This window comes from Mucilaginibacter terrigena (assembly GCF_004168255.1).
GTDB lineage: Bacteria > Bacteroidota > Bacteroidia > Sphingobacteriales > Sphingobacteriaceae > Mucilaginibacter > Mucilaginibacter terrigena.
In genome coordinates, this window is sequence record NZ_SEWG01000001.1 from 15,835 (window position 1) to 34,076 (window position 18,242).

At 48.7% G+C, this 18,242-nt stretch carries 7 protein-coding genes; all 7 read left to right on the forward strand.

The window, feature by feature from the left end; translation table 11 throughout:
- Positions 1–155: 155 nt before the first annotated feature.
- The 7 genes from EWM62_RS00090 to EWM62_RS00120 all read left to right on the forward strand — a co-directional run bounded on the left by EWM62_RS00090 (position 156) and on the right by EWM62_RS00120 (position 18,231).
- Positions 156–7,829, forward strand: a complete 7,674-nt coding sequence (locus tag EWM62_RS00090; RefSeq protein WP_162499751.1) for an NHL domain-containing protein — start codon at positions 156–158, stop codon at positions 7,827–7,829.
- Positions 7,830–7,949: 120 nt separating this feature from the next.
- A complete protein-coding gene (locus EWM62_RS00095) occupies positions 7,950–9,332 on the forward strand; it encodes a serine/threonine protein kinase (protein WP_129874610.1) in 1,383 nt (460 codons plus the stop codon).
- Between the two features lie 81 nt (positions 9,333–9,413).
- On the forward strand, positions 9,414–10,358 hold the full coding sequence (locus EWM62_RS00100; protein WP_129874611.1) for a hypothetical protein: 945 nt from the start codon (positions 9,414–9,416) through the stop codon (positions 10,356–10,358).
- Between the two features lie 97 nt (positions 10,359–10,455).
- Positions 10,456–11,916: a PP2C family protein-serine/threonine phosphatase gene (locus EWM62_RS00105; RefSeq protein WP_129874612.1), complete on the forward strand. Its 1,461-nt coding sequence runs from the start codon at positions 10,456–10,458 to the stop codon at positions 11,914–11,916.
- Positions 11,903–15,973 (forward strand): FtsW/RodA/SpoVE family cell cycle protein, encoded by a 4,071-nt coding sequence (locus tag EWM62_RS00110; RefSeq protein ID WP_129874613.1) that lies wholly within the window; start codon positions 11,903–11,905, stop codon positions 15,971–15,973. Before EWM62_RS00105 ends, EWM62_RS00110 begins: the two co-directional genes overlap by 14 nt.
- A gap of 64 nt (positions 15,974–16,037) precedes the next feature.
- Positions 16,038–16,829 carry an FHA domain-containing protein gene (locus tag EWM62_RS00115; RefSeq protein WP_129874614.1) on the forward strand — a complete coding sequence of 264 codons (792 nt, stop codon included), beginning with the start codon at positions 16,038–16,040 and terminating at the stop codon, positions 16,827–16,829.
- A complete protein-coding gene (locus EWM62_RS00120; protein WP_129874615.1) occupies positions 16,822–18,231 on the forward strand; it encodes a serine/threonine protein kinase in 1,410 nt (469 codons plus the stop codon). Before EWM62_RS00115 ends, EWM62_RS00120 begins: the two co-directional genes overlap by 8 nt.
- Positions 18,232–18,242: the final 11 nt, after the last annotated feature.

The window sequence follows — 18,242 nt, forward strand, 5'->3', positions numbered from 1 at the left end:
TTAGTATAAACAGCTTCATAAATACTTTCTTAAAAGGACATATTATTTAGTATATAATAATATATTAGTGTCGGATATTGTAATGGTTCGCCGGTTACAATATGCCTAAGTATTTTTAGTAAGGCTCCCCCTGGTTAATACTAATAATGGGAATTATGCTGTTTCTGACAAGGTCAAAAAGAAAGATCAATTCAGTTTGCTGGGTATTCTTTTTGCTTGCCGGATTTTTGCGCGCCAGTGCGCAGGCGCCCGATATAACTTATACCACCCCCAAAGTTTATGCTCCCGGTATAACCATCCCCAATTTAGTGCCTTTAAATAGCGGCGGTGCGGTACCTGCTACCATTTACAGTACAGTTAGCACCTTTGCAGGAAACGGCACTATCGGCCATGACGACGGGCAGGGCGAAATGGCGCAATTTATCGAGCCAAATGGTTTGGATAAAGATGCCGCGGGAAATATGTACCTGGCCGATCAGGATAATAATCGGATCCGCAAAATAACCCCTGGTGGGCTGGTTAGCACCTATGCCGGCAACGGTTTACCGGGCAATGTAAATGGTTTTGGCAGCACAGTAAGTTTTAGCGGCCCGCGCGATATTGCGATAGACGCCGATGGGAACATGTTTGTAGTGGCTGTTTACAGTAACGTGGTAAGAAGAATAGATGCTGTAACAGGGGAAGTAACAAATTTTGCGGGCAAAGGAACTCCGGGCTTTGCCGACGGGCCGGCCAATACCGCGACATTTAACAGCCCTACAGGTATAGCTATTGACGCGGCGGGGCTTTTATACGTAGCCGATGGTGGTAACAACATGATCCGTATCATTTCTAAAACCGGGTATGTTTACACCCTTGCAGGCGCCAGGCAATTTGGCAGGGCCGATGGGCCGGGCAACATGGCCAGGTTTAACGGGCCGACAGGTATAACCATTGGCCCCGATGGTAATATATACATTACCGAAAATACCAACAGGCTTATCAGGAAAATGACCCCTAACGGCTTTGTAACAACGATAGCCGGCGATGGTACTTTTGGCTTTGCCGACGGGCCGGCATTTTCCGCCAAATTTGGGTTTCCCGCGGGCATAACCTTTGATGCCTCGGGCAATATTATTGTGGCCGACTGGGGCAATAACCGCATCCGTAAAATAACCCCGGCGGGTATAGTGTCAACACTGGCGGGCAACGGCTTGTTCCCACCGGTTAACGGCTTGGGTAAAGATGCACAGTTTAATTTACCGGCGGGCGTAGTTATCATTGATGGCAATTTATATGTATCCGAATTTAACAATAATCTTATCCGCAAGATTGTATTAACAGGTTATACCATAGATAAGCCCTTGCCCGCTGGCCTGGTATTCGACCCTAAGACAGGTATCATCAGCGGCAAACCAACCGCGTTATCACCCCCAACAGATTACGAAATTACCGCGTATAATAAAGATGGCAGCAGCGTTACTACTGTAAATATCAAAATAGATAATTTGCCGCCCCCGCCGGTGGTGCCGCCGCCCGTTATATCGTACCAAACACCGCAAAGTTATACGGTTAATACCCCGATAAGTCAGCTATTACCCGTTAATACCGGTGGCCCTGTACCTGCCAGCGCTTATTCGCAGGTTACCAGGGTAGCCGGTACGGCAGCTGTAGCGGGCTACGTGAACGGACCGGCCAATACGGCAAAATTCTCTGCCCCTTATGGTGTAGCTGTTGATAAAAATGGCAACCTGCTTGTATCAGATTATTATAATTCGGTGATCCGCAAAATAACCCCCGGCGGCCAGGTAAGCACCTACGCGGGTATCGGTTCGCCGGGCTCTGCAGACGGGCCGGCCAACTCGGCAAGCTTCGACGAACTGATGGGTATTACAATAGATGCCGACGGCAATTTATACATAGCCGACTCTAACAATAAAAAGATCAGGAAAATAACGCCGCAGGGTGATGTTAGCATTTATGCAGGCGACGGCTTACAAGGTGCAGATAACGGAGATGTGCTTACAGCAAGCTTTGGGAACCCTACAAGCATTGCTATGGATGCCGGCGGCAATATGTACGTGGCCGATCAAACCAATTCGGTTATTCGTAAAATTACCCCGGCAGGCGTGGTATCCACATTTGCCGGTACGGTGGGGGTACAGGGCCACCTGGATGGTATAGGTACAAGCGCCCTGTTTACCAACCCCGAAGCTATAGCTGTAGATGCGGTGGGTAATGTATATGTCACAGATCTGGCGGGTTACGTGCGCAAAATAACCCCGGCCGGCATGGTAACTACTATTGCAGGTAACGGCACTACCACTGTTACTGATGGCCCGGCGCTTTCAACGGGTTTTTACGGCCCATCGGGCATAGCTGTTGATGCCGTGGGTAATGTTTACATATCTGATACCTATCATAACATCATCAGGAAAATAGACCTGACAGATAAAATATCAACGCTTGCCGGCAATGGGGCACAGGGCAATATGGATGCTATAGGGGTAAAAGCAAATCTTTTCCGCCCCGCAAATTTGACTTTAGATGGCAGTGGAAATTTATTTGTAGCCGAGCAGGTTAACAACACCATTAGTAAAATATCACTAACCGGTTATTTTATAGATAAGGACCTGCCCCGTGGGTTAGTGTTCGACCCTAAAACAGGAAGCATTAGCGGTACGCCAACTATAGCTTCGCCGTTAACCAGCTATACCATTACAGCCCATAATTTAGGTGGCAGCAGCAGCACTGTTGTAAAAATCAAGGTAGATGGCTTACCACCTGTCCCGGCTGTGCCTGCCCCAAATATCAGCTATCAAACGCCGCAAAACTATACGGTTAATGCAAGCATATCACCGTTAAGACCAGCAAACACAGGCGGCGCGGTGCCGGCAAATGTTTACGGCGTGGTAACCACCTTCGCCGGCAGTAGCCAGTCGGGTAATGCAGACGGTACGGGTACATCGGCAAGGTTTAGCAGCCCCGCCGGTTTAACCATAGACAGGGATAATAATATTTATGTGGCCGACATGGCCAATAACAAAGTACGGAAGATAACGGCGGCGGGTGTGGTCACCACATTTGCGGGCAGCGGCGCCGCAGGTAACGCCGACGGGCAGGGTACGCTGGCATTACTTAATACGCCGCACAGTGTGGCCGTTGATAACTCGCGGACCGTTTACCTGGCCGACCAGAATAACCACATGATCAAACGCATCAGTCCAACGGGGCTGGTTACTACCTTGGCCGGCAGCGGTGCCCAGGGCGCCGGTGACGGGCAGGGGCTGGCTGCCAGCTTTGATCAGCCAAACAGTATTGCTGTTGATATAAACGGCAACCTGGTTGTAACAGATGCTAATCATACCGTAAGGAAAATAACCGCAGCAGGGCTTGTTTCTACTTTCGCGGGTGGCCAGTATGGCACTGCTGATGGTAATGGAACCGCCGCCAGTTTTTCGCAGGCTGCCGGTGCGGCTGTAGATAAAGCCAATAGTATTTATGTGGTAGATATTGCCACCGGCAGGCTCCGTAAAATAACGCCGAATGCACAGGTAGCCACTATTGCCGGGAGTACTTTAGGTTACGCGGATGGCACAGGCAGCGCGGCACAGCTTAATAACCCGGCTTTTGCAGCAGTTGGCCCAACCGGCGATGTGTTTATTACCGATGAATTAAATAACCGCATCAGGCGGGTAACCCCGGCAGGTGTGGTAACAACCTTTGCAGGTAACGGCGCGCAATCGTCTGTTGATGGCACGCTTTTATCAGCGAGTTTTTATTACCCTTACGGGATAGCGTTTGATAACGCGGGGAACATGTTCGTGTCCGAGATCAATAACAACACCATCCGTAAGTTATCCTTAACTGGGTACACTATTGATAAAACGCTGCCCGCGGGGCTATCTTTCGATTCTAAAACAGGTATTATCAGCGGTACGCCAACCGCAATTTCGCCGGCCACAATTTATACTATAACAGCTTATAATGCGGGTGGAAGCAGCACTACTACAGTAAGTATTAAAGTAAGCGGCTTAACACCACCACCTGTTGTGCCGCCTGATATCACCTATCAAACACCACAAACCTATACGGTTAATACAAGTATTTTGCCGCTGGCACCTGCAAATACAGGCGGCCCTGTACCCGCAAACAACTATGGCACGGTAAGTACTTTTGCTGGCAGCGGCCAACCATCAGATATCGACGGCTTAGGCACTGCCGCCGGCTTTTATTACCCCCAGGGGATTGCTTTCGACCATTCCGGGAATTTGTTTGTGGCCGATATTCAAAATCATAAGATCAGAAAGATAACTCCCGCAGGCCAGGTATCTACCTTTGCGGGCAATGGCAGTATAGGATTTAATAATGACGGGGGGACCGCCGCCACATTTCATTCTCCCTATGATCTGGCTATCGACGATGCGGACAATATATACGTTTGCGACCTGGAAAATAACGCGATAAGGAAAATAACGCCTTTGGGTATGGTTAGCACTTTTGCAAGCAGTACCTCCCCGTCGTCAAATGATGGCACTAATTCCTATTTATCGTTCTATCAGCCGGAAGCGATCGCAATTGATGCCGATGGGAACTTAATTGTTGCGGATAACAGCAATTACATCAGGAAAATTACACCTGCAGGTGTAATGAGCATTATAGCGGGTAACGGCAGTAAAGGATCTGTGAATGGGCCGGCCGCCACTGCCAGTTTCGAATTGTTCCACGGGTTAGCTATAGATAAGGCGGGCAATATATACGTATCATCCGGCGACGACATCAGGATGTTGACACCCGCGGGTATAGTGAGCACATTTGCCGGGGGCGGGCAATTTTACAGGCCGGCCAGCCTGAAGTTTGACGACGCCGGCAATTTATATGTGGCAGATTTTGGCAATAACCGCATCAGGAAGGTAACCCCGGCCGGTGTAGTTACCACCCTTGCCGGCAACGGTAACGGAGGCTTGGTCAACAGCGATCTGTTAACGTCTGAATTCAATTTCCCCCACGGAATAGCCATTAGCCCTTCGGGAAATATTTTTGTATCCGAAATAATTAACCAGGATATCAGGGAATTACAGTTAACAGGTTACAGTATTGATAAAACCTTACCTGCGGGATTAACTTTCGATGCCAGAACGGGGATCATCAGCGGTACGCCAACTGTGCCATCGCCCGAAATAATTTACACCGTAACGGCTTACAATGCAGGAGGGAGCAGCAGTGCAGCCATCAGCATAAAAGTAAATGATTTACCGCCACCCCCGGTTGTAGTGCCGCCGAATATTAGCTATCAAACACCACAAACCTATGTTGTAAATACAAATATATCACCCCTGGCTCCGGTTAATTTGGGTGGCGCGGTACCCGCAAACGAATACGGCAGGGTTAGCACATTTGCGGGCAACGGCCAGGCCGGCGACGTGGACGCTACTGGCCTTAACGCGCGATTTTACGCCCCCGAAGGCATAGCCATAGATAAAAATGATAATATTTATGTGGCCGATGCATTAAATCATAAGGTGCGGAAGATCACCCCTTCGGGGCAAGTTTCTACTTTGGCAGGCAACGGTAGTGCAGGTAATGCGGATGGCTTGGGTGCAGCTGCCAGGTTTGATTCGCCTGCTGGCCTGGCTGTTGATAAATTTGGTACGGTTTACCTTGGGGACCTAAATAATAACCAGATAAAAAAAATAAGCCCGGCGGGGCTGGCTACCACATTTGCCGGCGATGGCACTCAAAGTACTGCCGATGGGCAGGGCACCGCAGCCGGAATATACAAGCCCAACAGTGTTACATTTGATATAAATGGAAATATCATTATTACCGATAATAGTTTTTTGATAAGGAAGATAACGACTGCAGGTTATGTAAGCACCTTAGCCGGTAGCCTTTACGGCACTGCGGATGGGAACGGTACAGCCGCCAGTTTTGCGCAACCGGGCGGGGCGGTAGTAGATGCAGCCAACAATATTTACGTAGTTGATAGTGGCAGCGGAAGGCTGCGGAAGATTGCGCCCAACGGCCAGGTTACTACCATCGCCGGGAGCTCTGCAGGATATGCCGATGGCATAAAAACTGCCGCTAAATTTAATTTTCCGGGTTCTATAGCTATGGATAGGCTTGGCAACCTTTTTATAGCAGATGTAAGTAATAACAGGATAAGGCGGGTAACCCCGGCAGGGGAAGTAACCACCTTTGCAGGGAATGGTGTAGCGGCATCAACCAATGGCACGCTTTTAGGTTCCAGCTTTAACACCCCTTACGGGATCGTTTTTGATAGTTCGGGCAATTTGTTTGTTTCTGAAATTGTAAACCACACCATCAGGAAGCTATCATTAACCGGCTACACTATTGATAAGCCCCTGCCCGCGGGCCTGGCGTTCGATTCTAAAACGGGTACCATCAGCGGCAAGCCAACCGTTACTTCGCCGGAAACCATTTACACCATAACCGCTTATAATGCAGGTGGCAGCAGCAGTACAACTATCAGTATAAAAGTTGTTAATGCAATATTACCACCTGCAGTTATCACTTTCCCGCCTATTGTAAATAAAACCATTTGCGATGTAGATTTTTCGGCGGGGGTAACCAGTACCAATGCAGTTACGCCCATTACTTATACCAGCAGCAATGCGGCGGTGGCAACCGTGTCTGTAACCGGGCAAATCCATATAACCGGCAGCGGCACAACCACTATTACCGCTTCGCAGGCCGGCAGCGCGGTTTTCGATCCTGCCTTGCCGGTTTCACAATCGTTAACGGTAGCCGCCCGGGATATACCATTGGTTACCATAGCGCCTGATTTTAACACAGGTTGCGAGGGGATGACCATCACCTTTACAGCTACCAGCAGCCTGCCCAACGTAAACTACCAATGGCAAATAAACGGAGTAAATACCGGCACAAACAGCCCAACCCTTGCGGTAACCGCGATCAGTAAAACCGATGTGGTTAAATGTACGGTAACTACAACCGGGGTGTGCCCGGCAAGCGGCACGTCCAATCCATATACAAATACAAGTATCGATCCTGTTGTAACTCCTGCCGTTACTATTCAGTCGTCGTCGACTGGGCCTGTGTGCAGCGGTACCGAAATAACGTTTACTGCAACAACCGAAAACGAAGGCCCGGCGCCGGTTTATCAATGGCTTGTTAACGGTGCTAATATTGGTACCAACAGTAAAACGTTTAAATCGTCGACATTAAATAACAGCGATGTGGTGAGCTTTATGCTCACAAATACCGGGGGCGCATGCCTTACAACTTTATACGCTTACTCAGCCCCCATTACAGCGGATATTATCGAATCGCCTACGCCTGCGCCATCTGTCAGTATCAGCCCATCGGCAAATAATGTGTATGCAGGCACAGTCATAACTTTCACAGCCATACCGCTTAACGCGGGTGCGGTAAGTAAATACCAGTGGAAGGTGAACGGTGTAAACGTCGGCAATAATTCGTCAACTTATACCAGTTCTGCCATTAACAATAACGATAAAATTACCTGTACAATTACAGTGAATATTAATTGCACCTACGAGGCCACAAGCCCCGATCTGGTTGTGAGTGTATTGTTACCACCTACAGTTAGCGCCATTAATACATTTACCCCCAATGGCGATGGCATAAATGATACCTGGGCTATAGCCAACCTGGTTAATTACCCTGCTTGTAAGGTTTATGTTTATAACCGCGCGGGTACTTTGGTAATGGAATCTAAAGGCTACAACAAAGCATGGGATGGCACATACCAGGGCCGTACCTTGCCGGTTGGCGTTTATTATTATATCATCGATCTTAAAAACGGGACTAAAAGCGTAACGGGTAATGTAACTATACTGCGGTAAATGTTACCGTTGTTTATTTATCGCCCGATAAATTTGCAGCAGGGTACAACAAACAGGCGTATTAAATGTAATTTAGTCTATAAAATGCTGTTAATATAATTTACGGCACAATATCTACAAATGAGTAAAGTATTTACAATAACAGAGGGACTTGAAAACTTAGGCGCCATGAGCACCGGCGGACAAGGCTCGGTATATAAGGGCCGGCGTATGGGGCCTGTTTTAACAGCCATAAAGTTGCTGCCAACACCCATCCACACCGAAAGCGAAGACGATAAAAATTTCCGCAGTTTCCGTAACGAGGTGAGCAAACTGCAAAAAGTTAACGAGCAGCCTAACCCTAACGTGGTGAAGATCTTAAGCTCGGGCATTACCGATAGCGGGTCGTTCCCATACATCGAAATGGAATATATTGAGGGCCCCGATCTTTGCGAACTGCTGAAGGCCCCGCACGATAAAATTTTTATGCTGAAAGAGGCCATCCGCGTGGCCGACCAGCTGGCAAGCGCCCTTGCCCATTGCCATAAGGTAGGGGTAAAGCATGGCGATGTTAAAAGCAATAACGTAAAATATAACATCCATACCGGTAATTATGTACTGCTCGATTTTGGCCTGGCCATCATGACCGAAGAGCAGCGCCGCACCAGCATCCGCCACGCCGGGGCTATAGAGTTTATGGCACCCGAGCAGCACGACGGTAAAATGCTGCTGGAAACCGATATTTATAGTTTCGGTATCATTTTGTATGAATTATTGACCGGCGATGTGCCGTTCCCCATGCATGGCGGTGGCGATGCGGGCCGTAACGCGGTAATGCTGGCGCATATCGAATCGCCCGTACCCGATCTGCTCAACGCCAGGCGAAACAACCTGCCTGATAGCTGGGACGATGAAAAGAAGGCCCGCGAAATGCAGGTGCCACAATGGTTGTTAAAGCTGATAGACAAATGCCTTGAAAAGGACCCTGCGAAAAGGTTTAGTAACGGTACAAAGTTGCACGATGCCATTGTAACCGGCAGTTTAAGCGGGTCGGATAGTTTTGACATTTCGGGTGGGCTTAGTAACGCCGCCCTGCGTAGCGAGAACGAACGCCTGCATAACCAACTGATGCAATACCAGCAATCGGGCGCGCCAATTGTAAAGCAATTCGCCCCAGAGCCTGTTGAGGACGAATCGCGCATTTCGCTGTCAAAACCGTATTACTATACGGTGATGGTATTGCTGGTGGTATTTATGGGTTTTTCGGTTTATGCTACCTTTTTGAAGAAACAGGGCACCCCGCGTCAGTTAAGCCAGGATTCAACAAAAACAAAAGCTGATACCAGTACAGGCGTACCTGATTACGGCTCCAGGTTCCCTACGGATAATGCCGCGGAGCAGGACACGGCAACGGTCCCGGTTAAAAAGGATACGACGGTTAAAAAACCGGTAGTGATACCGCAGAAACCGGCACCGGATAGCAGCGAAACGACAGAAACGGATACCACATTAAAACCGGAATAGTTTTATTTCGGGTTTCGGATTTTCGATTTCGGATTTAATGTTTACAGATTTAGGTTTTAGAATTTAGAGTTTAAAATAAAAATGGCTTCAACACCAAATTTTTGGCAGCGTATAGGCATACAGGATTGGTTTTTAACCAACGAAACTACCGAGAAGGCAAAAGCGAAAGCGCTTACGCCCGATACGGTTTACAGTTACATAGTAGACAAGTTTAAGGATTCGATAAAGGACCTTTCGTTTGCCGACCGTGTGGTGTTTTACCACGAGTTTATCATCAGCTTTAATGCTGATGATTATAAGGAGTTTGTGGCCGATAAACAAGGTATCTTCGGTCTGATTGTGCAGGAAACCGTTACCAAGTTTTACGAGATCCTGAAAGAATATCGCGCGGCCGGTAAAACGGTGAAGCCTTCGGGCTCCAAATGGGTGTTCCGCCTGGTATCGCACCCCGACTATGCCCGCGGCGATAAAGGCTTTATAGGGAAGCTGCTACCCGATAACAACGAAAAGCAGCAAAACCTGCGCGTTACCTTTATACCACGGCAAACTGGCATAGCCCAAACGTTTGATGTAAGCCAGGAGGCGTTAAAGGGCTTTACTTATTATAGCGAAGGTTACTTCGAGATCCCGTATGAAGAAGCACTTGAACCTGAAGAGCAAAAAGCGGCCAAGGCCCAAAGCAATATAGCCCGGCTGGAAACCATCATCCCCGACCAGCAGTTTGCCGGTAAAAAGGTAGAATACCTGATGAATACCGATGACATCATTGTATCGGGCAGCGAAGAAACCCGCGAGGAATCCAACATATTTACCATCCCAAGTGATTGGGTGAACGCGCCGCATTTACAGATAAGGTATAATAAGGCCGATGGCAAGTTTTACCTGGCATCGTTCGGCGAAATAACCACTTTGAATGAGATTACGGTTGAGCGCAGCGATGTTAATTCGCCCAAATGGGTTGAGCTGCCGGTAAACTCGCGCATGTTACTCAATGGTATAATTGGCTTAAACCTGTTTAAAGCATAGATCATCATGTCACAAATATTATCCATAGGCTTATTGGTAATTGGTTTTTGCCTGCTGGCAACCCACTTTATCGATATTAAAAACTCAGGTAAACGCAATGGCTGAAAACTATTTTGGATTAACCGATACCGGTAAGGTACGTACCAATAACGAGGATACCTTTATTGCCCAGAAGGTGATGGGTAACCGCATGGCGCTGGTTGCCGTAATTGATGGTGTTGGGGGCTACAACGGTGGCGAGGTAGCCGCCGCCATAGCCAAAGATGTTTTTACCGACCGCTTAAGCGGCCTGCAGGGCGAGATAATCCCCGCCATGATAGATGCCTTTAAACTGGCCAGTCAGCAGATCTCGGAGAAAAAACTGAAAGATAAAGACCTGGAAAGCATGGCCTGCGTGGCTACCATGGCTTTGGTTGATGTAGAAAATAATCAGTTTTTTTATGCCCACGTAGGCGATACCCGTTTGTATTTGTTGCGCGATAATTCGTTGGTGAAGATCTCTAAGGACCATTCCTTTGTGGGTTTTCTGGAAGACAGCGGCAGGCTTACCGAAACCGCCGCCATGAACCACCCCAAACGCAACGAGATAAACAAAGCACTTGGCTTTACCAGCCAGATAGATACCGACGAAAGCTTTATAGAAACGGGGCAATCGCCGTTTTTACCCGGCGATATGCTGCTGCTTTGCAGTGACGGCCTCACCGATCTGGTGGATAAATCCGGCATCCTGGATATCATTACGCAGAATACTTCGTTGCAGCAAAAAGCAACCGAACTGATAGCGGCTGCCAATGCAAACGGCGGCCGCGATAATGTTACCGTGGTACTGGCAAAAAACGATAAAGTTCAGCAGCGGCCCCAGGCTACTATGCCGGTAACATCGCAGGCGACAAAGAATGACGAAGCGGGCGAGGGGGTACAACCCACCCACCACCGGCAACACGTAGAACCCGAAATAATATACAAAGCCCCTATGGGACCAAATAAAAACCTTGGCCTTACACTCATTTTGGCCTTTTTGTGCCTGCTGTTCCTTTCGTCAACCATTTGGTTGTTTGTAACCAAACAACGCGAAGCCACGCCGCTTGAGCAATCGGGCCCGGTTGCAGAAAAACTGCGCAACGCCGATGAAGTAAAATTGCAGGATGCCATTGATGCCTTTAAAGGTGACACACTGGTACTATCCGATACCTCGTTTAAACAGCCCATTATCATTACCGATACCCTGCACATTGACCAGGATACCCTGTACATTAAAGTTAAAGGGAATATTACCTTACAGCGGGATACCGCGTTTAACGGGCCGGCCCTGGCAATATCAACAGATAGTAAAGTGGTAGTGCTGGAGAACCTGAAATTTAAAGATTTTGATACCGGTATCAACCTGGGCAACACCGGTTTGTTTTTAAAGAATACACAGTTTATCAACTGCAAGCTGCATGTACAGCGCAAGTACAACCTTACTGCCGATAAACCGGTAACCGCCGATTTTCCGGCTACAAGGGTACGTACAGATACTCCAACCCAAACCCCAGCCAGGCCAAATGGAACCCGATAAAGTACCCTCAGTAACCCGCTGGAAGGAACGCGTCTTTTTATTTTTGATAAGCGTTCTGTTTGTGTTTTTATTCTTCAGGCTGTACTCGGTTTTACAATCGCGCTTTGCAGATGTGGAGCCTCGCCTGCAGGATGGCACCATGATAAACCTGAACGCGCCCGACCCGGCAGGGCAGTTAAAGAGGCTGCTTACCAAAGGATATTATTTTGAAGATAAAAAGGATATCGGCCTGATTACCAATACGGTTGCTAACAACATAGGCACCGGGCAAAAGATTGATAATATTGGCGAGCTGAATAAGCGCAAGTATTTTATTGTTGCTGATGATGCCTTTGAAAAGGGCGGCGAATCATTTAAACGCAGGGTAGAGGCATCCCGCTCCCTATTGGGCTACACCGGCGATGATTCTGTACGATTTGTGCAGGAACGAAAAAGCCCGGCGCAAGTGCCTTCGGTAACAGACCTTGCCGGTGGAGAATACAGCATCAGCGCTATCATCACCAACAAAAAACAACCGGTGCCGGGCGTGCTGATCCGCCTGGAGATGATATTGCCGCAGGACAGCATTTTTAACGACGAAGAGGTTGAAGACGTTAAGCTGATAACCGAAAACGGTAATGGCTTCAAAAAAGTTTACCTGCCTGATAGTGCCGGCAAGCGCCGTTTACAGCAGTTAACCGCCTATGCCCGTACCAATGAGCAGGGCATAGCCGAGTTTAAGAACCTGCCCGAAGGCAAAGCATTTAAACTATTGCCCCTGCAGCCCGGCTACCAGTTTGGTACATCGCAGGGTGTACAAAATCTGGACGAGGACGTAAGCCTAACTTTTAGTCAGCAGCCGCATACCATCAGGCTTTTTTCTACTAAAGATTTTAATATCCTGAAGAAGGAAAAATCACTCATCATCCGCACCCCGGCCGACTTTAACCATTGGTTTTTGATCATAGCAGGCAGCTTTATAGGGGCGTTTTTATTTGTTCATTTATTACTCTCTTGGAGGTACGCAACATCCGACCAATTGATACTGCCGGTGGTGATGATACTTACCGGGCTATCTTTTTTAACCCTGCTAAGCTTGCAGGACCCCTTGCGCGACAGGTTTTTAGCAAAAGATATGCTGATTTACCTGGGCATTGGCCTGGTTGCCATGCTGGTAATGCTGCAATTTAAACTTCGCCGCTTTACACCCGATTCGTGGGTTTACCGCATGCTGGTATTTAAGCACAACCGCAATGCAGCAAACGGCTGGCCCTGGGTGGTGCTGGCGGCAACGCTGCTGGCCATGACCATTAAATTTGGTACCGGCCCCGAGGGCAGCGGCGTAAAGGTGAACCTTTTCGGTTTTCAGCCCAGCGAAATTGTAAAATACCTTATCATCCTTTTCCTGGCGGGATTTTTTGCCGCAAACGAAAAACTGATCAGCGAGTACACCAGTTGGAACAAACGCTGGTCGTTTTTTTCATTCGCGTTAATTGCCATATTGGTGACCTTGTTGTTGTTTCTTTTATTAGGCGATCTGGGCCCGGCAATGGTGGTATGCTTCACCTTCATCGTACTGTTCTCGTTTTCGCGGGGCGATTTCATGTTTATGGCGGGGGCGGTGGTGCTTTATGTTATTGTGTCGTGGGTGGTAAAAAATGTTTGGCTATCGGCATTGATAACCGCGGCTATTACTGCGTTGTTCATGCTGTTCAAACGTCGCTCGTTAAGCGAATCGGCTATGATGGTGCTCATCATTATGGCCGCCTTTTTAACCATCGACCAAATTCCGTATTTAGGTAAGCTGTTTCCCGGCCCGGTGCAACGCCTGGTTGACCGTAAAGCCATCTGGCAGGATGCCTGGAACAACGAAGTTTATGGTGGCGACCAGGTAGCCAACGGCCTTTGGGCCATGAGCAGCGGCGGCGTAAGCGGGCAGGGTGTAGGCGAAGGCTTTGCCAAGACAATCCCCGAAGCGCATACCGATATGATACTGCCATCCATGGGCGAGGAATTTGGGTGGACGGGGATCGTCTGCATCTTTATCCTTTTCCTGGTTTACCTGCACCGGTCCATCATCATCGGTCGCCGAACGGGCACACCATTCCTGTTTTACCTCTGCGCGGGCATAGGTATTTCCACATTCGTGCAATTTATGCTGATAGCGGGGGGATCTACTGGCGCATTGCCGCTATCGGGCGTTTCGCTGCCGTTCCAAAGCTACGGCGGGTCGTCGCTGGTGGCTAATTTACTGGCATCGGGTTTTTTACTGTCGGCATCGCTGGTGCAGGGTACGCCTGTGCAAATGAGCTACATATCGCGCCAGCAGGATAAAAACCTGGTGCCCGCGCTGATAGCGGCCTGCGTGGCCATTACCTTGTTAACGGTTAATGTTTCGCGCTATCTTTTCAATAATAAAAAATGGGTGGTGCAGCCCGCGCTGGTGGCCGATAAAAGCGGTATGCGCATGTTTAGCTACAACCCTCGTATTGCCATATTGATGAACAGGCTGCAGGCCGGTAACCTGTACGACAGGGACGGGGTACTGCTGGCAACCAGCAAACCCGAGCTTGTTAAAAAGCAGCACCGCGAACTGGTAAAGGCAGGCGCTATTGGCTACAATATTGATTCGGCCATGCATAAGCGGCTGGACAGGTACTATCCTTTTGACGAGCAGATGTTCTTTTGGACGGGTGATGCCAATACTGGTGTATTTAATGGCAGCCCCAACGGCTATTTTGCCGAGTACGAACATGCCGCCGAATTGCGCGGCTTTAAAATGCCGACCGAAAAATATAACGTTACTGCCAACCGCTACCAGGAAGACCGTTTCCTGGCCCGTGGTGTAAAGGAAATGACGGTAGTTAAAAAAGATTACAGCGCCATTGCGCCGCTGCTTATTGCGGGGATCAACAGTAAAGAGGCGGAAGCTTTTAAAAACCGTAACCGGGATGTGAAGCTGACAATGGATGCCGGCCTGCAAACCAGCATCCAAAACTCTATAGCACAGGATACCTCGCTGCTGGATAACCGGGTATCGGTAGTGGTGATGGAATCAAACACGGGGGATGTGCTTACCTCGGCGGTTTACCCATTGCCGCCCGTACACGATTGGGAAAAGCTGACCATGAGTTATTACGACCAAAACCAACTGGCCGGCTGGACAACTACGCAGGACCTGGGCTTTACCCTGGCCACGCAGCCGGGCTCAACAGCAAAGCTGGCCACTACAATTGCCTCGTTCAATAAGTTGGGTTTGGCCGCTGCAAATAAGAAATTTAATGTAGCCAGTTACGAGCGCATCCGTACCAAAGGTTTAGAGCCTGATGAAACCGGCCTGATAACGCTGGAACGTGCCGTGGCAAAATCAAACAACGTTTACTTTATTAAGCTGGCCAACCAGGAGCACCTGCAGGAGGATATGGCTACCGTTTACCTTAAAACAGGGATGTTTTTACATGGCGTAGGCGGCTATTATTACGGTCGCGAAAAAGAGAACGCCGCCCAGGAAGAAAAATGGCGCGAGCTTTGGCGCAAAACCGAGTTTAACACCAAGCCACGGTACGATCCTAACAACATCCGTAAAACAAGGGCCAAGGGCATTTCGGGCATGGCATGGGGGCAAGGCGAACTGATTGCCACACCGGCATCTGTTGCACGTATGGCTGCGGGGATAGCTAACCAGGGTACTATTTTGCAAAACCGCTATGTGCTTAAAGTGGCCGATTCGGTAACACATATAAAGCCGGGCGTTAAGCTTACCAACGACCCTAAATACGCCGCATTATTGCGCCAGTACATGATAGAGCAAAGCGCGCCAAAAGAATGGACGCTGGGTATAGCCGTAGCCGGTAAAACCGGTACGCCCGAGCGCATCTGGAAAAAACAGCAGATAAATGATGGCTGGTATGTGTTCTTCGCGCCAAAGGCAAATGGCAGCGGCAACATGGTGGTTTGCGTTAGGATCGAGTCGACAAAGGGCTCTTCTGACGCGGTAAGGCTGGCGGGTAAGCACGTGATCCCCTTCCTGCGCGAAAAAGGTTACATTAAAAGCATCAAAGAGCAAACAAGTGAATAAGGCTGTGGTTTAGCATAATATAAAACTGATTTTTAGGTTGAATATATAAGTACAAGGCGGTATCATGTTTAATTTGTTCAAAAGTGATAAGGAAGATCGTCCGGCTGATGTAAAAGGCGTCCGGTACGAGTTACTGCAATTTATTAAGCAGGAACTGCAAAAGGCCGAAGGTGGCGAAGGCGGAAATATCAAGGGGCTTAACCTTTACATTGCCTGCCCTTCATCAGAATGTGCGGTGTTTGAAGCTGCCGTTTATGCCGATGAACCCGAAGTGTTTAAAGATGAGGTACAGCGCATTGCCGATGATTACGCCGTAAACCTGCCCGAAAGCTGGCAAATGGATGTGGTGCTGAACCAGGAATTCCCGCCGGAAGCGGTGAGATCGAATAAATTGGATGCCGCGTTCTTCATCAAAACAAGCAAAAATTTTATTAAACAAAGCGCATCGGCCTACATCAGGGCACTTAGCGGCGAAACCGAAAAACCGGAATATAACGTAACGTCTGAAGGCGAAAAGATCCACATTGGCCGCGATAAAAAAGCGCAGGGCGACGATGGCTTTTTCCGCACCAACCACATAGCTTTCCCAAGCGATAGCGCTAACGACGCCAACAAATATGTGAGCCGCCAGCATGCCCGCATAGAGTGGAATAACGATGCCGGCAGGTTTATGATATTTGCCGATGAAGGGGGAGTACCGCCTCGTAATAAGATAAAGATCCGGTCAGAAAAGAGTGAGGATGTGATTAAACTAACCTCCACCCATATCGGCCACCAGTTACAGGAAGGCGACCAGATCATTTTGGGCGAATCGGCAGTTTTAGAATTTAGTTATCAACCGGCAACGCATGAGTAAGGTTTTTACCATAACCGAAGGATTGGAGAACCTGGGCGCGCTGCGAACGGGTGGGCAGGGCTCGGTATATAAAGGCCGTCGCATGGGGCCGGTGCTTACCGCGGTAAAACTGCTGCCAACGCCAATCCATTCGGAAAGCGACGACGATAAAAACTTCCGTAACTTTAGTAACGAGGTTGCCAAGCTGCAAAAGGTAAACGAAGAACCCAACCCCAACGTTGTAAAAATACTAAGCTCGGGCATCACCGATAGCGGCTCGCTGCCCTATATCGAGATGGAGTATATAGAGGGGCCAGACCTGTGCGAACTGCTGCAGCCCCCGCACCCAAAGGTTTTTATGCTGAAGGAGGTTATCCGCGTGGCCGACCAGTTGGCGAATGCCCTGGCGCACTGCCACAGCGTAGGTGTAAAACATGGTGATGTAAAAAGCAATAACGTAAAATATAACGTACACACCGGTAATTATGTGCTGCTTGATTTTGGTTTGGCCATTTTGACCGAGGAAGAGCGCCGCAGCAGTATCCGCCACGCCGGGGCGATAGAATTTATGGCGCCCGAGCAGCACGATGGCGCCATGTTGCAGCAAACGGATGTGTATAGCTATGGTATAATACTTTATGAATTGCTGACAGGTAGCGTACCTTTCCCGCTTACCGGTAACGGCGAAACCGGCCGCAACGCCATTATGCTGGCCCATATGGAAGCCCCGGTACCCGATCTTCGCGAAGCGAGAAAGAAAAACCTGCCCGACGATTGGAGCACACTGAAACAAACGCAGGAAATGCAGGTGCCGCAGTGGCTTTTAGAGGTGGCTGATAAATGCCTGCAAAAATCGCCCGATGCCCGTTTTAAAAGCGGTGTTGAACTGCACGAGGCCATCATAAACGGCAGCCTTTCGGCCGATGGCAAACTAAGCACAACCGCGATACAGGCAGAGAACGAACGCCTGCAGCACCTGATCACACATTACCAGCAGGAAGAAGCTGAAAAAGATAAACAACTATCATCATTAAAAATATTGGCTGCCCAAACCGGTGCCAGGTTCAATAAAGAGCAGGGTACATTTGAACGTAACAAAGGGATAGTTTTTTTACCTAAGCTTGCCTTTACGGGAATTGTTACCGTAGCAATTTTATTTGCGGCCTTGTTTGTTTATGCTTTCTATACCAAAAAGCAAGCAACCGTTATAAAGCCTGTATATGTAACCGCGCAGGATTATATGAAGCCGCCCTTTATGGCAAGGCCGTATAATTATGATAGCGTAGTACGGGCAAACAACCGTAAATTGGCGGCTGCACGTAAGGCTGCCGCAAACAAAGCGATAAAAGCTACGGTAGATTCGGCAGTAAAACAAGCCACACCTGTTAAGAAAAAGCGCAAGAAATTTTTGGGAATATTTTAAGGGATTTCCAA

What these genes read in the sequence shown, in the direction of transcription:
- EWM62_RS00120 (WP_129874615.1), top strand. Translation starts at nt 16,822, where the DNA reads ATGAGTAAGGTTTTTACCATAACCGAAGGATTGGAGAACCTGGGCGCG.
- EWM62_RS00115 (WP_129874614.1), top strand. Translation starts at nt 16,038, where the DNA reads ATGTTTAATTTGTTCAAAAGTGATAAGGAAGATCGTCCGGCTGATGTA.
- EWM62_RS00110 (WP_129874613.1), top strand. Translation starts at nt 11,903, where the DNA reads ATGGAACCCGATAAAGTACCCTCAGTAACCCGCTGGAAGGAACGCGTC.
- EWM62_RS00095 (WP_129874610.1), top strand. Translation starts at nt 7,950, where the DNA reads ATGAGTAAAGTATTTACAATAACAGAGGGACTTGAAAACTTAGGCGCC.
- EWM62_RS00100 (WP_129874611.1), top strand. Translation starts at nt 9,414, where the DNA reads ATGGCTTCAACACCAAATTTTTGGCAGCGTATAGGCATACAGGATTGG.
- EWM62_RS00090 (WP_162499751.1), top strand. Translation starts at nt 156, where the DNA reads ATGCTGTTTCTGACAAGGTCAAAAAGAAAGATCAATTCAGTTTGCTGG.
- EWM62_RS00105 (WP_129874612.1), top strand. Translation starts at nt 10,456, where the DNA reads ATGGCTGAAAACTATTTTGGATTAACCGATACCGGTAAGGTACGTACC.